We start from the raw sequence: 15,252 nt of genomic DNA, 5'->3' as shown, positions 1-15,252 counted from the left end.
GAATTCCTCAGGCTGCCCGGGCTTGCGGCGCGAAGCGGGTGACATCGACCACCCGGGTCGCCACAGCCTCGCGCATCTCGCTGTCGTGGAAGATGCCGAGCACGCCGGCGCCGACCTTCAGCTTCTCGCGCACGAGGTCGGCCACCACGGCGCGGTTCTGCGCGTCCAGGGAGGCGGTCGGCTCGTCGAGGAGCAGGAGCGGCCGGTCGGCGATCAGGCCCCGGGCGATGTTGACCCGCTGCTGCTCGCCTCCCGAGAAGGTCGCGGGCGGCAGGCCCCAGAGCCGCTCGGGCAGGTTGAGCCGGGCGAGCAGCTCCTTGGCCCGGGCGCGGGCCGCCTCTTCGGACAACCCGCCCTCGCGGCCGGCGGCCTCGACCACGTCGAGGGCCGGGACCCGCGGGATCACCCGCAGGAACTGCGACACGTAGGCGATGACCCGCGCCCGCAGCGCCAGGACCACTCGCGGATCGGCCCGGACGACGTCCACCACGGCCTCGCCGTCGCGGACCCGGATGGCGCCGGCATCGCAGCGGTAATTGCCGTAGGCCATCTTCAGGAGCGAGGACTTGCCCGCCCCCGAGGGGCCGCCGAGCACCACGCACTCGCCGGGCTCGACCACGAGGCTCACGCCGCCCACCACCGGCAGGACGATCCCGCCGCGCAGGTGCAGGGTGAAGCTCTTGGCGACGTCCTGGAAGGTCAGAAGCGCAGTCATGCGGCGAGCACCGAGGCGACGAGGAGCTGGGTGTAGGCGTGCTCGGGATCGTCGAGCACCCGGTCGGTGAGGCCGGTCTCGATCACCCGGCCGGCCCGCATCACGGCGATCCGGTGCGAGAGCAGCCGCGCCACCGCGAGGTCGTGGGTCACGATGATCACCGCGAGGCCGAGCTCGGCCGAGAGGCGCCGGATCAGGTCGAGGAGCCGGGCCTGGACCGAGACGTCGAGGCCGGAGGTCGGCTCGTCCATCAGCACGAGGCGCGGCCCGGTGACGAGGTTGCGGGCGATCTGGAGGCGCTGGCGCATGCCGCCGGAGAACTGGCTGGGCGGGTCGTCCACCCGGCCGGCCTCGATCTCGACCCGGCCGAGCCAGTCCAGCGCCTGGCCGCGGATCCGGCCGTAATGGCGCTCGCCCATGCCCATCAGCCGCTCGCCGACATTGCCGCCGGCCGAGACCGCCATGCGCAGGCCCTGGCGGGCGTCCTGCCGGACGAAGCCCCAGTCGGTGCGCATCAGCCGGCGCAGCGCGGCGGGTCCGAGATCGGCGAGGCTGCGGGTCTGCCCGTCGCGCATCCGGTAGCGGACCTCACCCGAATCGGGCGCCAGCTCGCCGGCGAGCAGCGACAGGAGCGTCGACTTGCCCGAGCCGGACTCGCCCACGATGGCCAGCACCTCGCCCTCCGTGATGTCGAGGTCGATGCCCGCGCAGGCGAGCCGGTTGCCGTAGGCCTTGGTCAGGCCGTGGGCGGAGAGGAGCGGCACGCTCATCGGGCCGCCTCCGCGACACGGGTCTCGCAGATGTCGGTGTCGGAGCAGATGAACATCCGGCCTCCGGAATCGTCGGTGACCACCTCGTCGAGGTAGTGGCCGCGGGCGCCGCACAGGGCGCAGGGCTGCGTGAATTCCTGCACGCGGAACGGGTGATCCTCGAAATCGAGGCTGCGTACCCGCGTGTAGGGGGGCACCGCGTAGATCCTCCGCTCGCGGCCTGCGCCGAAGAGCTGGAGCGCCGGGCAGTCGTCCATCTTGGGATTGTCGAATTTCGGCGTCGGCGACGGGTCCATCACGTAGCGGCCGGCGACCTCCACCGGGTACGCGTAGGTGGTGGCGATGTGCCCGTGGCGGCTGATGTCCTCGTAGAGCTTGACGTGCATGGCGCCGTACTCGGCCAGCGCGTGGAGCTGGCGCGTCTCGGTCTCGCGCGGTTCGAGGAAGCGCAGGGGCTCGGGGATCGGCACCTGATAGACCAGAATCTGCCCCTCGGTGAGCGGCGTCTCGGGAATGCGGTGGCGGGTCTGGATCACCGTCGCCTCCGTCGTGCGGGTGGTGGTGGCCACCCCGGAGGTCTTGGCGAAGAAGCGGCGGATCGAGACCGCGTTGGTGGTGTCGTCGGCCCCCTGGTCGATGACCTTGAGCACGTCCGATTGCCCGAGGATCGCCGCTGTGACCTGCACGCCGCCGGTGCCCCAGCCGTAGGGCATCGGCATCTCGCGGGAGGCGAAGGGCACCTGGTAGCCCGGCACCGCGATGGCCTTGAGGATGGCGCGACGGATCATCCGCTTCGTGCCCTCGTCGAGATAGGCGAAGTTGTAGCCGGAGCCGCGCGCGTTTCCTGCCGCGTCGAGGACGGACGCGACGAGCCCCCTGTCCCGTTCGGGAGAGGGAACCTGCGCGTCATCCGGCGCGCGGCCCGGAAGCTCCCGGGAAGCGGAGCCACCAAGGAAGGGGGACATCCCTGTCGCGCTCATTCGGCGGCCTCCTGCATCTCGACGGTCTCGGTCTTGCGCTCGAACTCGGCGCGCAGGCGTCGGACCAGCTCCAGCTCGGCCTGGAAGTCGACGTAGTGGGGGAGCTTCAGGTGCTCGACGAAGCCGGTCGCCTGGAGACTGTCGCAATGGGCCAGCACGAATTCCTGGTCCTGGGCGGGGCTCGCCACCGGCTCGCCGAGCTCCTCCGCGCGCAGCGCCCGGTCCACCAGGGCCATCGCCATGGCCTTGCGCTCGCTCTGCCCGAAGCTCAGCCCGTAGCCGCGGGTGAACTGGGGCGCGGCCGCGCCCGAGCCCTTGAACTGGTTGACCATCTGGCACTCGGTGAGCCGCACCCGGCCGAGCGGCACCGCGAAGCCCAGCTCCTCGGGCACGAACTCCACCGCCACCGCGCCGACCCGGATCTCGCCGACGAACGGGTGGGTGCGGCCGTAGCCGCGCTGCGTCGAGTAGGCGAGGCCGAGCACGAAGCCCTCGTCGCCCCGGGCGAGCGCCTGGAGGCGCAGGGCCCGGTCGGCGGGGTAATCCACGGGCTCGCGGGTGAGGTCGCCCACGGGGGCGCCGTCGTCCGGCGGCGAGGCCTCGATCAGCCCGTCCTGGGCCAGCAGGTCGGTGACCCGCGGGCAGGTTCCGGCATCGGCGCGCGGCTCGGCCTCGGCGGCGGGCTCGGAGGCGGTATCCGCGGCGAGCGCGAAATCGACGAGCCGGTGGGTGTAATCGAAGGTCGGCCCGAGCACCTGCCCACCGGGCAGGTCCTTGAAGGTCGCGGAAACCCGGCGCTCGACCGCCATGGTGCCGGTGTCGACCGGCGCGGAGGCACCGAAGCGGGGCAGCGTGGTCCGGTAGGCGCGGACCAGGAACACCGCCTCGACCACGTCGCCGCGGGCCTGCTTGAGCGCCAGGGCCGCGAGGTCCGGATCGTAGAGCGAGCCCTCGGTCATCACCCGGTCGACGAGCAGCGCCATCTGCTCGCGGATCTGCGCCACGGAGAGTTCCGGAACGGCGGGGTCGCCCCGGCGGGCCTCGGCGAGGAGCCGATGGGCGTTGTCGATGGCGGCCTCGCCGCCCTTCACGGCCACGTACATGGGTCAGGCCTCCGTGACCGTCGTGGAGCGCGGCAGACCGGCCACGCGGCCGGGCGCGGTGAGGATCAGGTCGACGCCCAGCGGAAAGTCGGCGCGGTTCTCGGCGAGCTGCGCCGCGAAGCCGTCCGGCAGAGGTCCCGGCGCGACCCGGACCGTGCCCCGGACGCCCGGGCCGGAGAGGTTCAGACCCTGCCCGTCCGTGATCGTGTCGAGGGCGAGCACCAGGGTGGTGGAGGTGTCGGGGTAGGCCGGCGTGCCGAGGGCGAAGCGGCCCAGCGGCGGGCAGCGCCGAGACTCGCGGACCAGCGCGAAGGCGGCCTGGGCCGGGTCGTCGGTGAGCGGCGCGCCGGTGTGGAAGCGCAGGTAAGCCGCGACGTCCGCGGCTTCGGCGAGGGCCGGATCCAGCCAGACCGGCGTGTCGGCGTCGGTGAGCGCCAGTGCGACGGCGGCCAGTTCCGGCGTGAGCGGCGCGGGCGGCGCGAGGAACGGGGCGAGCGGCCGGACGAGCCCGGGGCGGGCGAGGGCGTCCATCACGGCGCGGAAGGTGCCCTGCGCGTCGTGGACCGGATCGGCGAAGCCGGGGGCGAGCATGCTCAATCGTCTCCGCGGGCGAGGGTCAGGAAGTCGACCCGGGTGGCCGCCGTGCGCCGGGCCGCCTGTTGCCGGTCCGCCGCGAGCCGCCGGGCGGCGGGCGCCAGGGCGGCCTCGACCCGGGCGCGCCGGTCCGGGTCCTGCCAGAGGGCATCGAGGATCGCGGCGAGCCGCGCCTTCGTGCGGTCGCGGCCGAGATGGTAGGCGAAGCCGGCCGGACCGTCCGCGAGGCGGATGGCGGCCCGGGTCACGCTGACCTCGCCGAGGTTGAACGGGCGCCCGTCGCCGCCGATCCGGCCTGAGGCCATCACGAGCCCCGTCTCCGGCGGCCGGAGATCCGCGGCGGCCGGGGTGTCGAGGACCGACAGGGCCGCCTCCAGGTCCGTGCGGCTCGCCTCGGCACAGAGCGCCATCACGGCCTGGCGCGCCCCGATCTCCCCCTCGGATGCCGGATGTCTCGGGCTCGTCGTCATCGCGAATCCCTCTGTCGCTCGGTTGTATAGGTGTATAGACAACTGGCGTGCGCCGCACAAATGAAGTTTGGATGACAGGATGGATGCGCAGGAGCAGGCACCCGGCCTCGTCCGGGGCGAGGGTCTGACGGCGTGGCGGCAGATCGCCGACGCGCTGACGGCCGAGATCGCGGCGGGGCGCTATCCGCCGGGACAGCAGCTGCCCGCCGAGGCCGCCCTGGCGGCGCGCTTCGCCGTGAACCGGCACACCGTGCGACGTGCCCTCGCGGCGCTCGCCGAGGGCGGGCTCGTGCGCGCCAGCCAGGGCCGGGGCACCTTCGTGGAGGAGGCACCCCTCGCCTACCCGATCGGGCCGCGCACGCGGTTCTCCGAGATCGTCGCCGGGGCCGGACGCGAGGCCTGGGGCGACCTCGTCGCCTCGACCACGGTCCCGGCCGGGCCCGAGCAGGCGGCAGGTCTGGCCCTCGCCCCCGGCGCGCCGATCCTGGAGCTGCTGACGGTCCACCGGGCGGACGACGCTCCGCTCTCGACGGCGCTGACCTGGCTGCCGCTGCCGCGCTTCGCGGGCTTCGCCGAGGCCTATGCCGAGCGCGGCTCGATCACCCGGGCCTTCGCGGCCTGCGGCCTGCACGATTACACCCGGCTCTCGACGCGCATCCGCGCCCGGCCGGCCGATTCCGCGGAGGCGCAGCGCCTCGACATCGCCCCGGGGCGGGTCGTTCTGGTGGTGTCGAGCGTCAACATCGATCCCGCCGGCGTGCCGATCCAGGCGAACCGCACCCTGTTCGCCGCCGATCGGGTGGAGCTGGTGATCGGCGGGTGATGGGTCCGGCGGCTCAGCGCGCCGCCGGCCCGATGATCGCTCGGCGCAGGCGGGTCGAGACCCAGTCGATCGCCGCCACGGTGACGAGAATCATCAGCACCAGAAAGGCGACCTGCTGCAGCTCCAGCACGCGGATCAGCTCGGTGAGGTACTGACCGATGCCCCCGGCGCCGACGATGCCGATGATCGTCGCCGACCGGGTGTTCGACTCGAAGAAGTACAGGACCTGGCTCGCCAGCACCGGCAGGACCCCGGGGATCAGCCCGAAGCGGATGCGGTGCAGGCGCGAGCCGCCCGAGGCGACGACGCCCTCGCCGGCACGCTTGTCGCAGGTCTCGATCGCCTCGGAGAACAGCTTTCCGAGCGCCCCGAAATCCGAGCACGCGATGGCGAGCGCCCCCGCGAAGGGGCCCAGGCCCACGACGTTGATCCAGATCAGCGCCCAGATCAGCACGTCCACCGAGCGCATCACGTCGAGGCCGCGGCGGACGGCGAACCGCGCGAAGGGGTTGGGCACGACGTTCCGGGCCGCCAGGAACGCCACCGGGAAGGCGAAGATCGCCGCCGTCAGCGTGCCCAGGAAGGCGATGCCCAGGGTCTCGCCCAGCGCGTGCAGGAAGGTCCAGAACTGGCCCTCCGGGGACGGCGGCAGCATCAGCACCGCGAAGGTACCGAGCCGCCCGAGTCCATGGAGGATCCGCGCCATCGAGAAGTCGAGGCGCCAGTAGCCGAACGCCGCGAGCCCGATCAGGACGGCGAGCAGGGCGGCGAGCCGCGCCCGCCCCGGCCGGTCGGTGCGGAACTGCGCGGGGTAGCGCGCGCGCAAGCGGGCGAGGTCCGCCCGGGCCGCCGCCCGCAGAGCCTCGGGACGCGGGCTCATCGGGCCTGCTCCGCGCCGATCAGGCGGTGACGGACCCGCTCGGTGGCGAGGTCGATGCAGAACACGGTCAGGATGATCAATACGAGGATCGCGCTCACGTCCGCGTAGTAGAAATTTCGGATCGCCACGAGGAATTCCTGGCCGATGCCGCCGGCGCCGACGAAGCCCATCACCCCGGCCCCGCGCACGTTGATCTCGAAGCGCAGCAGCGCGTAGGAGGCGAAGTTCGACAGCACCTGCGGCAGCACCGCGAAGCGCACCGTCTGGACCCAGGTTGCGCCCGAGGCCGACAGGCCCTCGACGGGCCGCATGTCGATGTTCTCGACCACCTCGGAGAACAGCTTGCCGAGCGCCCCCGTGGTGTGGATCGCGATGGCGAGCACGCCCACCATCGGGCCGAGCCCGAAGGCGATCACGAAGATCAGGGCGAACACTACCTCGGGGACGGTGCGGCACAATTCCAGGAGGCGCTTGGCGCCGACGCGCAGCAGGCGCGACCGCACGAGGTTGGCGGCGGCCACGAAGCTGAGGGCGAAGCCCGCGAGCCCCCCGAGCAGCGTCCCGAGATAGGCCATGAGCAGGGTCTCACCCAGCAGGCCCAGCCATTTGGGCAGGCCCCAGTACCAGGCGCGGACGTCCTCGAGCGGATGCTCGAGGCTGATCGGCGGCAGGATCTGCTGGATGTAGGCAGTGAACTTGCCGATGTTCTCGGCGAAGACCAGCGGCCGCACCTCGGCGACCAAACCGGCGACCAGGGCGAGCGCCGCCACAAGGGTGAAGCCCGCCAGCGTGCGGCGGCGCGCAGCGCCGGTCGCCGCCGCGTACAGGCCGGAGAGGGCGGCTTCCCGCTCCGGCGACAGGGGTGTCAGACCGCGCAAGGCGGGCGGGCCCGGATCAGGACTTCCGACGCTGCTCGTCGTTGAACCGCAGCATGTCGATGATCGGCTGATAATCCTTGAGGGTCACCGGCGTCAGATCCTGGTCCTTGCCGTCGGAGAGACGGTCGAAGGCGGCCTTGTCGGCCTTCGGCAGGGCCACGAAGGCGTCCCGGATCCTGGCCTTCAGGTCGTCCGGCAGGCTCGTCAGCATGGCGAAGGGCCCCTCCGGCAGGAAGTCGGACTTGAACACGACCCGGAAGTCCGATTGCTGCATCGGCGTGCCATCGGGCTTCTTGAGCATGCCCTTGGCGGCCATGCGGGTGACCATCGTGTCGGTCTCGGAATTCCACAGGTTGGCGGCGGCGTCGGCCGTGCCCTGGGTGAGCGCCAGCACGGCGTTCTCGTGGCTGCCCGCGTAGAAGGTCTTGCCGAAGAACTTCTCCACGTCGTAGCCGGCCCGCTTCAGGAAGAAGCGCGGCGCCTGGTTGCCGGAGGTGGAGTTCGGATCGACCAGGGCGAGGTTCTTGCCCTTGAGATCCTCGACGGTCTTGTAGGGGCTCGAGGCCAGAACGTAGACCACCGAATAGTAGCCCGAGGCGCCGGTCTCGTGCTTCTGGTTGACGATCGGCTCGATCTTCACGCCGGTCATCACGGCCCGCGCGAAGGAGGCCGGTCCGTACCACGCGATCTGGATGTTGCCGGCCCGCTGGCCCTCGATCACGGCGGCGTAGTCGCTCGCCACCCGCAGCTTCACCGGCACGCCGAGCGTCTTGGTCAGGTAGGCGGTGAGCGGCGCCCAGCGGTCGGCGGTGCCCGAGGCGTTCTCGGCCGGGATCACGCCGAGCGTCAGCTCCGGATACTGGGCCTTCCAGTCCTGGGCGGCGGCCGGCAGGCCGAGGAGGGCGAGAGCCGCGGCGGCGCCGGCGAGAGTGCGTCGGGTGATCATCGTGTCGTCCTTCGTGACGGCGTAGGGCAGGAAGTTCGGCCGGCCGGAGGCCGGTCGGGCGTTTCCCGAATGGTTGTTGGGGCTTGGAGGGCCCGGATCAGGCGCCGAGGGCGGCCTCGCGGACCGGCCGCGCCGGCACGAGACCGGGCCGGCCGGGCATCGCGGCCCGCTGCTCCGCCTCGCGCTGCGCGGAATCGTCCAGCACCTCGCCGGCCTCCAGGCCGTAGAGCCGGCGCGCCACGTCCTCGGTGAGGTCGAACGGTCCGCCCTCGAACACGACCCGCCCGGCCGCGAGGCCCACGAGGCGGTCGCAATAGGCGCGCGCGAGGTCAAGGGAATGCAGGTTGCACAGCACCGTGATGCCGTAGCGCCGGTTCACGTCGGCCAGCGCGTCCATCACGAGCCGGGTGTTGCGCGGGTCGAGGGAGGCCACCGGCTCGTCGGCGAGCAGGATCTCGGGCTCCTGCACGAGGGCGCGGGCGATGGCCACGCGCTGCTGCTGGCCGCCCGACAGGCCGTCGGCGCGCTGGCCGGCGAACTCGCCCATGTCGAAGCTCTCCAGGGCGGCGAGCGCCATGGCCCGGTCTTCGGCGGACCATTGCCGCAGCAGGGAACGGTAGCTCGGCACGTGGCTGAGCCGGCCCATCAGCACGTTGGTCATCACGTCGAGGCGGCCGACGAGGTTGAACTGCTGGAAGATCATGGCGCAGCGGGTCCGCCATTCGCGCAGGTCGCGGCCCCGCAGGGTGGTGACCTCACGGCCGTCGTGGAGAATGCGCCCCGAACTTGGGTCCGCCAGCCGGTTGATCAGGCGCAGCAGCGTCGACTTGCCGGCGCCCGACCGGTCGATCACGCCGACGAAGCTGCCGGGCTCGATCCGGAGCGACACGCCGTCGACGGCGCGCCGGTCGCCGTACTGGCGCGTGAGATCCTCGATAACCAGCATGCCACCATCCGCCGGGGAATGGCCGCAGGTAAACGCCGATTTCACGACGATTGGATGACGAATACAGATCGGTTATGTTTGCCGGCACAATTCTTACATTTTGATAGCCGGCTTAAACTTCATAGCGCCCGAGGAATGCTTCGATGGGCAGGCCGCGGAAATCCGGAAGCGCCCGGCGCAGCCGTTCGTGATCCCAGTCCCACCATGCCAGGCGCATCAGACGTTCGGCGATGGCCTCGGGGAAGCGGCGCCGGACCGGTTTGGCGGGATTGCCGACAACGATCGTGTAGGGTTCGACGTCGCGGGTGACGATGGCGCCCGCGCCGACCACGGCGCCGGTGCCGATGGTGCGGCCGGGCAGGACAACGACGCCGTGGCCGATCCAGACATCGTGGCCGATCGCCACCGGGCTCGCCCGGCGCCGGTCGAAGAAGGCGGGCTCGTCGGACTCCTCCGGCCAGTAGGCTCTTGCCCGGTAGGTGAAATGCGCCTGCGACGCGCGCTCCATCGGGTGGTTGCCGGGATTGATCCGCACACTGGCGGCGATCGAGCAGAACTTGCCGATGGTCGTGTAGATCACCTCGCAATCCTGACCGATGTAGGAATAATCGTCGAGGATCGTCTCGGTGAGGCGGGTTCGCGCGCCGACCTCCGTGTAGTGGCCGAGGCGGCAATCCACGACCCGGGCGCTGGGATCGCGTGCGGGTTCGAGTCCGAGGGGACGGTCAACCACGGGGCTCTCCGAAGGGCAGGCGCGCCAGGAGCCGGAACGGGCCGGACCCGTCCTGGGTCAGGAGGCATACGGCGTCGATCACAAGGGGCTCCGGCCCCGCGGCGGCGTAGGCCTCGGACAGGCGCCGGTGCCAGGCTTCGCGCTCCGCCTCCGGCAGGGCGTCGGTCAGGGTCATGTGGAAGCGGAAGGCCTCGAACACGTACGGGTAGCCCCAGCGCGCCAGCAGCGCCCGCCCGCGCGGGTCGAGGCGCTCCGGGCGGCGCTTGGCGCGCTCGGCCTCGGTGAGCGGCGCGCGGAACGGGTCGAGGGCGGCGACGCACTCGGCGGCGAAGAGCCCCAGCTCCGGCGGCGGGGCTTCCGGCACGAGGGCGAGGAACGGCCCGAGGGCGGCGACCCGGAGCGGGCCCACCGCCACCGGCGGGTGCGCGGCCGCGAGGTCACGGGTGGCGGCGACGAAATCCGCCTCCGTGGTGCCCGCCGCGAGGCGCAGCGGCGCCTTGAGGGTGGCGTGGAACCCGTAGATCCGGGCCCCCGCCGTGACGGCGGCGAGGTCGCTCAAGCCCTCCGGGTGCGGGACCGACGCCCCCGAGACGGGGTCGGTGCCGAGGACGGACCGGCCGAAGGCCTCCAGCCGGGAACCCGGGGCGGGCAGGCAGTAGAGAGCGTAGCGGCGCGACACCTTTCGGCCTCCGATCGTCGGCCGCCGTCAGGCCGTCGGCGCGTAGGGACGCGCCTCGGCGGCCCGCCGGGGGCGCACGTCCATGGCGTTGCCCCGCCACACGATGGCGCTCTGCATCCAGGCGCCGAGCCAGATCGCCGGGATCAGGGCGTCGCGCACCAGGAAGGCCGCCAGCAGGCGGGGCGAACGGTGCCAGCCCGCGCGGATCGCGAGCCGGTGCTCGGCGGCATAGCACAGGCCGGCGAGGCCGGCAGCGCCGACGAGGCCCGTGAAGCTGCCGGCCCAGAGGGCGATGAGAAGCGCCGGCAACAGGACACCGCTGCCGATCTCGGGAGCGAAGAACAGCGGGAAGGTCACGCGGCGCAGGCGCGCCCAGCGCAGCTGCCGCGCCCAGACCTCCTGGAAGCCGCGCGGCCCGAGCGGCTGCTCGAACGGGCTCGCCACGAGGTGGACCCGCTTGCCGGCGGCCCGGACGAGCTTGGTGGCGGCCGCGTCCTCGGCGATCTCGGCCGCGAGCGCCTGCAGGCCGCCCTGCGCCTCCAGAAAGGGCTTGTGCCACAGCATGCTCTTGCCCTGTGCGAAGCCCAGCCCGAACGCCTCGGCGGCGTATTGCCAGCGGGCCTGCAGGGTGTTCAGGAAGGCGCATTCCACCTCGGCCATGAAGCTGCCCGGGCGCGCCCCGGCGGGGGTCGAGCAGACGAGGCCGGTATCGTCCCGCCACGCCGCCTGGAGCCGCTGGAGGTAGTCCGGCGGCATGGCCACGTTGGAATCGGCGAGCACCACCCAGTCGTGGGCGGCGGCCCGCCAGCCCCGCAGGCAATTGTTGAGCTTCGGGTTCTCGCAGAGGCGCTCGTCGCCGAGGATCAGGCGGGCGGGCACGCGCGGATGGGCCGCGATCAGCCGCCGGACCATCGGCACGATCGGGTCCCCGGGGTCGGCCACGCAGAAGATCAGCTCGTAGGACGGGTAGTCGAGGCGGAAGCTCCGGGTGAGCATCTCCTCGCTGTAAGCCTCGATCCCGTGAAGCGGACGGACCAGGGAGACGGGCGCGCCGTCCGGAAACCGCGACGGCCCGTGGCTCCGGCCGAGGCGCCGGCCCGCGACGCCGATGCTGACGATCTGGACGAGGGCCAGAAGCGCGCCGAGGGACAGGGCCGGCACTGTGGCGTCAAGCATGCGGATCCCTCGATCGATGAAGCGAGCGGTCCGGTCCGCTAGCGGCCGGACCGCGTCAGGCGTGTGACAGAGGCGACGTCGGCCGGCGTGTTCAGAACCGGAGGGTGAAGGTACCCTTCACGGCCTGATCCTGGGCGCGGGCGCCGGTCTGGCCGGTATAGGCCACGCCCAGGCTCGCGTTCGGCGCCACCGCCAGATCGAGCCCGACCTGCGCCACCAGCGCGTCCCGGTCGATCGGCACGCCCGCGCTCAGGAAGGCCGGGCCCGTGCCGAACCGCAGCAGGGCCGTCGGCACCACGTCGCCGAACGCCCGCCGGTAGCCGACCAGACCCCGCAGCGTCACCGGAAGACCCAGCCCCAGCTCCAGGCCCGTCTGCGCCCGCACCCCCACGGTCGCCGCGCCCAGATCGTAGTCCCGCGCGACGCTCGCCAGCGCCGCCGCGCCCCCGGTCTCCGCGAAGGCGTCCCGCCGGATGCCGACATACGCCCCGCCGACGAACGGCTCGACGTAGGAGGCCGCCGGCGGCACCGGCACCGCGACGCCGTCCCTCGACACCAGAGCCGCCGGAGCCGGCTGGCCGAGCGCGATCCTCCAGCCGATCTCGCCGAAACCCTGCACCGTATAGCCGCCGCCATGGCCGCTCAGCGTGTCCGACAGCCCGTACAGCACCGCCCGCCGGGTGCGCGTGTCGGTCCCGGCGTAGAGCGCCCCCAGCCGCAGCGACAACGGCCCGACCTCATAGCCGCCATACAGGCCGCCGAAGCCGCTCTTGAGCGTGGCGCTCTCCGCCCGGCTCGTGCCGCCGGACCGGCCGGCGCTGTCGAGATACGCCTCCGTGTAGCCGCCGACCACGCCGACGCGCAGCCCGTTCGACACGCGGACATCCGCGCCCGCCGCGAAGCCGGCGATCTGCCGGTCGAGGTTGAACGCGTTGCCGCCGCCCTCGGCCGTGCCGAAGGCGCCGAAGCCCTGGCCCCAGAGCCCGAACACCTGCGGGTCGAGCGTCCGCACCGGCACGCCCGCCACCACCGGCTGGCGCCCCGGCAGGTCGGCCGCGTAGGCGGCCGGCAGGGTGCCGTAATCGAGGCCGGTGCCGGGGCTGCCCCAGCGCAGGCGGTCGAGCACCGCCTCGCGCACGAAGAACGCGGTCTCGTAGGCGGTGGACACGGTGCCGGCATGGATGTCGCCGGCCAGCGCCCGGAAGCCGGCATCGGCCTCGGTGGTAGTGAAGGCGACCGCCGCGTCGAAGAGCCGGCCCGGGCCGGCCGCCTGGACGGCGTTGGCCGCCGCCATGCCGTTGCGGCTGGTGGCTGACGCGGCGAACGGCACGTCGTTGCGGGTGAGGGTCAGGTCGACCGCGTCGGTCCGGTAGCGCAGGCCCGGGCTGAGGAAGGCGAGGTTCGCGGTCACGCCGGCGAACTGGCCCGAGACGCCGCCGGCGGCGGAGAGGATCGTGTAGGTGGTGCGCGGGTTGTAGGCGCCCGAGGCGGCCAGCACCTGGACGGTGCCGCCCGACAGGGTGGCGCTGCCGGTGGCGGCGATGCGGTCGGCCTGTCCGGCGGCGTTGGCCTCGACCCGGTAGGTCGAGCCGGCCGCGAAGGCGGCATTGCCGGCGACGGTGAGCGTGCCGATGGAATTGCCCGGCGCCACCGTGCCCCCCGAGAGTGCGCCGATCCCGCCCACCGTGCCGGAGCCGCCGAGCAGGCCGCCGGCGCCCACGAAGACAGTCCCCGCGATGGTGCCGTTGGCGTAGAGCGCGCCGCCCTGTCCGATGCCGACATCGATGCCGAGGCGGTCGGTGGCGTCCATGCGCAGGGTGCCGGTGACGGTCCCGAAATACCCGGCGGCCGCATAGAGGTCGAGGCGGCTCCAGTAGCTGAGGGGGCTGCCGTAGAAGGCGGCCAGCGCGTTGGTCTCGGTGTTGACCAGGATCTGGTTGATCGTGCTGGTGGCGAGCTGGCCGTAGAGGCCGCCGTTGGGCGCGAGGGTCCGCGCGGCGGCGGTCGATCCGCCGTAGAGCGGCGCGAGCAGGATCGAGGCGTCCGGCCCGCCGGCGGGAGCGGCCTCGCGGGGCGCCTGGGCGAAGCTGAGGGTCGGCAGGCCGTAGGTGAGGCGTTGCTGGTAGGCAGCCTGGTTGCCGGCCGACGGCACGTAGGGATTCCCGGCCGCGTTGGCGGCGCTGCCCGCGCAGGCGGCGACGGTGTTGCCGCACTGGGCGGCGAGGTAGGCCTGCAGCTGGCTCTGGGCCGCCACGAACTGTGCGGGCAGGTTGATCGCCGTGCCAGTCACCGCGGCGTTGTTGATATAGGCCGGGTTGGTGAAGGCCTGGGCGAGGTCGTAGGTGGCGAGCGCCCGTCCGCCGATGATGTCCAGGGGGTAGTGCACGCCCAGGACGATGCGGCTGTTGGCGTAGTCGGCCGCCCGGGCCAGCATGCTTTGGTACTGCTGCGGCACCAGCATCGCGAGCAGGATGCCGTCGGTGAACGCGTAGGTGGTGTGCCCGCTCGGAAAGGACGGGTTCGTGGCGATGCCGTTGAGCGCGGTCGGGTCGAAGGTGTTGAACCGGGCCGGCGCCGCCTGGACGGGCCGCGAGGAACCGTAGACATCCTGGCCGGCTTGCGTGTTGGTCACGCCGTAGGCGAGGTCGTAGACGCTGTTGGTCGTGTTCGGCAGCCCGTTGGCGGTGGGCAGGCTGTAGCCCGCCGGCGCCACGGCCGGCACCGCCACGTAGTTGGCCGGGGTCACGCTCGGATTGTTGGCCGCGCCGTTGGCATAGTAGTTCTTGGCGACGCCCAGGTTGTTGCCTGTGAAACCGTAGGCACCGGCCAGCAGATTGACCACGCTGCCCAGGGGTCCGCTCGCGCCCTGCTCGACCCCGCGCTGGTAGATCGGGCCGAGCTGGGCACCCAGGCCGCCGACGAGCTGTTGCGGAACGATGCCGTTGATCGGCGTCTGGGCCGGCAGGCCGCCCGCGAGATTTGCAGCCACGCCGTATGTCCCGAGCCCGGCCGAGGACAGGTCGTTGCGCGCCGAGCCCAGCAGGTTCTTGTCGCTGATCGCGAGCTGCTGCTGGGCGAGCCCCGCGGCGTTGTTGATCGCGATCGACTGCGCCAGGTTGAGCTGCAGCGTCTGCTGACCGGTCACCGCCGTGTTGAGCGTCAGGTACGGCGCCAGCAGATTGAGGACATTGACGTCCGAAGCGGTCGTGTTGGCCGTCTGTGCCTGCGCGCCCGGTCCGAAGGCAGCGACCGCCAAGGCCACGATCGAGACGCCATATCGGAATGTCATGCCAACCCCCAAAGCGCGCGGCGATTCAGCCTGCGAGCCGGAGATTTAGCGAACTCTACGCGCTCGCCTTCGTCATAATCCAGTCACAAATCTAAAAGCTTACATTTGTATCATGCCAGCAACAGGATCAAAACTTTGCCGGCGCAAATTATATCATGACTCATCTTCGTCTTGACCTTGCAGCGCGTGCCGTCATGACATGAGGATCGGGGCGATGGCCGTCCGTCATCGCAACGGGCCCGGCACAGGCCGCCCATCCTCGGCGGCCCG

The 15,252-nt window shown here is 72.1% G+C and carries 15 protein-coding genes; 1 reads left to right on the top strand and 14 read right to left on the bottom strand.

Going from position 1 to position 15,252, the window contains the following annotated elements; genetic code table 11:
- Positions 1 to 7: 7 nt before the first annotated feature.
- Genes phnL through phnG form a run of 6 tightly spaced genes read right to left on the bottom strand, consistent with a single transcriptional unit; the run spans position 8 to position 4,632 of the window.
- Entirely contained in the window at positions 8 to 715 is a 708-nt protein-coding gene (gene phnL / locus ABC766_RS20135) for a phosphonate C-P lyase system protein PhnL (protein WP_345819339.1), read from the bottom strand.
- A complete protein-coding gene (gene phnK / locus ABC766_RS20130; RefSeq protein ID WP_345819338.1) occupies positions 712 to 1,485 on the bottom strand; it encodes a phosphonate C-P lyase system protein PhnK in 774 nt (257 codons plus the stop codon). The genes phnL and phnK overlap by 4 nt, the downstream gene beginning before the upstream one ends.
- Positions 1,482 to 2,450 carry an alpha-D-ribose 1-methylphosphonate 5-phosphate C-P-lyase PhnJ gene (locus tag ABC766_RS20125; RefSeq protein WP_170867534.1) on the bottom strand — a complete coding sequence of 323 codons (969 nt, stop codon included), beginning with the start codon at positions 2,448 to 2,450 and terminating at the stop codon, positions 1,482 to 1,484. Before ABC766_RS20125 ends, phnK begins: the two co-directional genes overlap by 4 nt.
- An 11-nt stretch (positions 2,451 to 2,461) precedes the next feature.
- On the bottom strand, positions 2,462 to 3,568 hold the full coding sequence (locus ABC766_RS20120) for a carbon-phosphorus lyase complex subunit PhnI (protein ID WP_043387925.1): 1,107 nt from the start codon (positions 3,566 to 3,568) through the stop codon (positions 2,462 to 2,464).
- Positions 3,569 to 3,571: 3 nt separating this feature from the next.
- The gene (gene phnH / locus ABC766_RS20115; protein ID WP_345819337.1) at positions 3,572 to 4,159 is read right to left on the bottom strand and encodes a phosphonate C-P lyase system protein PhnH; all 588 of its coding nucleotides are present in this window, start codon (positions 4,157 to 4,159) and stop codon (positions 3,572 to 3,574) included.
- Positions 4,160 to 4,161: 2 nt separating this feature from the next.
- Positions 4,162 to 4,632, bottom strand: a complete 471-nt coding sequence (gene phnG / locus ABC766_RS20110) for a phosphonate C-P lyase system protein PhnG (protein WP_170861899.1) — start codon at positions 4,630 to 4,632, stop codon at positions 4,162 to 4,164.
- Positions 4,633 to 4,711: 79 nt separating this feature from the next.
- On the opposite strand from phnG, the gene phnF reads away from it, so the two are divergent.
- Positions 4,712 to 5,455, top strand: a complete 744-nt coding sequence (gene phnF / locus ABC766_RS20105; protein ID WP_345819336.1) for a phosphonate metabolism transcriptional regulator PhnF — start codon at positions 4,712 to 4,714, stop codon at positions 5,453 to 5,455.
- 13 nt (positions 5,456 to 5,468) lie between these two features.
- Here the strand turns inward: phnF and phnE (ABC766_RS20100) are convergent, their stop codons facing one another.
- The 8 genes from phnE (ABC766_RS20100) to ABC766_RS20065 form a co-directional block, all read right to left on the bottom strand.
- Complete coding sequence (gene phnE / locus ABC766_RS20100; protein ID WP_345819335.1) at positions 5,469 to 6,335, bottom strand: phosphonate ABC transporter, permease protein PhnE; 867 nt, start codon at positions 6,333 to 6,335, stop codon at positions 5,469 to 5,471.
- On the bottom strand, positions 6,332 to 7,213 hold the full coding sequence (gene phnE / locus ABC766_RS20095; RefSeq protein WP_345819334.1) for a phosphonate ABC transporter, permease protein PhnE: 882 nt from the start codon (positions 7,211 to 7,213) through the stop codon (positions 6,332 to 6,334). The genes phnE (ABC766_RS20100) and phnE (ABC766_RS20095) overlap by 4 nt, the downstream gene beginning before the upstream one ends.
- 16 nt (positions 7,214 to 7,229) lie before the next feature.
- Positions 7,230 to 8,159, bottom strand: coding sequence for a phosphonate ABC transporter substrate-binding protein (phnD, locus tag ABC766_RS20090; protein ID WP_182593172.1), 930 nt, complete (start codon positions 8,157 to 8,159; stop codon positions 7,230 to 7,232).
- Between the two features lie 97 nt (positions 8,160 to 8,256).
- Positions 8,257 to 9,105 (bottom strand): phosphonate ABC transporter ATP-binding protein, encoded by an 849-nt coding sequence (gene phnC / locus ABC766_RS20085; RefSeq protein WP_345819333.1) that lies wholly within the window; start codon positions 9,103 to 9,105, stop codon positions 8,257 to 8,259.
- 112 nt (positions 9,106 to 9,217) lie between these two features.
- Entirely contained in the window at positions 9,218 to 9,838 is a 621-nt protein-coding gene (locus ABC766_RS20080) for a chloramphenicol acetyltransferase (RefSeq protein ID WP_342144907.1), read from the bottom strand.
- Positions 9,831 to 10,517 (bottom strand): DUF1045 domain-containing protein, encoded by a 687-nt coding sequence (locus ABC766_RS20075; protein WP_345819332.1) that lies wholly within the window; start codon positions 10,515 to 10,517, stop codon positions 9,831 to 9,833. Before ABC766_RS20075 ends, ABC766_RS20080 begins: the two co-directional genes overlap by 8 nt.
- Before the next feature lie 27 nt (positions 10,518 to 10,544).
- Positions 10,545 to 11,693: a glycosyltransferase gene (locus ABC766_RS20070; protein WP_345819331.1), complete on the bottom strand. Its 1,149-nt coding sequence runs from the start codon at positions 11,691 to 11,693 to the stop codon at positions 10,545 to 10,547.
- A gap of 91 nt (positions 11,694 to 11,784) precedes the next feature.
- Positions 11,785 to 14,982, bottom strand: a complete 3,198-nt coding sequence (locus ABC766_RS20065) for an autotransporter domain-containing protein (protein ID WP_345819330.1) — start codon at positions 14,980 to 14,982, stop codon at positions 11,785 to 11,787.
- Between the last annotated feature and the right edge of the window lie 270 nt (positions 14,983 to 15,252).

The sequence above is a fragment of the Methylobacterium fujisawaense genome (assembly GCF_039619325.1).
Classification (GTDB): domain Bacteria; phylum Pseudomonadota; class Alphaproteobacteria; order Rhizobiales; family Beijerinckiaceae; genus Methylobacterium; species Methylobacterium fujisawaense.
The sequence above is the reverse complement of the archived record's forward strand: the minus strand, read 5'-3'. Positions and strand labels throughout refer to the sequence as shown.

Bases quoted from the DNA above. Each gene is read 5' to 3' on its own strand.
- phnL (WP_345819339.1), bottom strand. From the start codon at position 715: ATGACTGCGCTTCTGACCTTCCAGGACGTCGCCAAGAGCTTCACCCTG.
- phnK (WP_345819338.1), bottom strand. From the start codon at position 1,485: ATGAGCGTGCCGCTCCTCTCCGCCCACGGCCTGACCAAGGCCTACGGC.
- ABC766_RS20125 (WP_170867534.1), bottom strand. From the start codon at position 2,450: ATGTCCCCCTTCCTTGGTGGCTCCGCTTCCCGGGAGCTTCCGGGCCGC.
- ABC766_RS20120 (WP_043387925.1), bottom strand. From the start codon at position 3,568: ATGTACGTGGCCGTGAAGGGCGGCGAGGCCGCCATCGACAACGCCCAT.
- phnH (WP_345819337.1), bottom strand. From the start codon at position 4,159: ATGCTCGCCCCCGGCTTCGCCGATCCGGTCCACGACGCGCAGGGCACC.
- phnG (WP_170861899.1), bottom strand. From the start codon at position 4,632: ATGACGACGAGCCCGAGACATCCGGCATCCGAGGGGGAGATCGGGGCG.
- phnF (WP_345819336.1), top strand. From the start codon at position 4,712: ATGGATGCGCAGGAGCAGGCACCCGGCCTCGTCCGGGGCGAGGGTCTG.
- phnE (WP_345819335.1), bottom strand. From the start codon at position 6,335: ATGAGCCCGCGTCCCGAGGCTCTGCGGGCGGCGGCCCGGGCGGACCTC.
- phnD (WP_182593172.1), bottom strand. From the start codon at position 8,159: ATGATCACCCGACGCACTCTCGCCGGCGCCGCCGCGGCTCTCGCCCTC.
- phnC (WP_345819333.1), bottom strand. From the start codon at position 9,105: ATGCTGGTTATCGAGGATCTCACGCGCCAGTACGGCGACCGGCGCGCC.
- ABC766_RS20070 (WP_345819331.1), bottom strand. From the start codon at position 11,693: ATGCTTGACGCCACAGTGCCGGCCCTGTCCCTCGGCGCGCTTCTGGCC.
- ABC766_RS20065 (WP_345819330.1), bottom strand. From the start codon at position 14,982: ATGACATTCCGATATGGCGTCTCGATCGTGGCCTTGGCGGTCGCTGCC.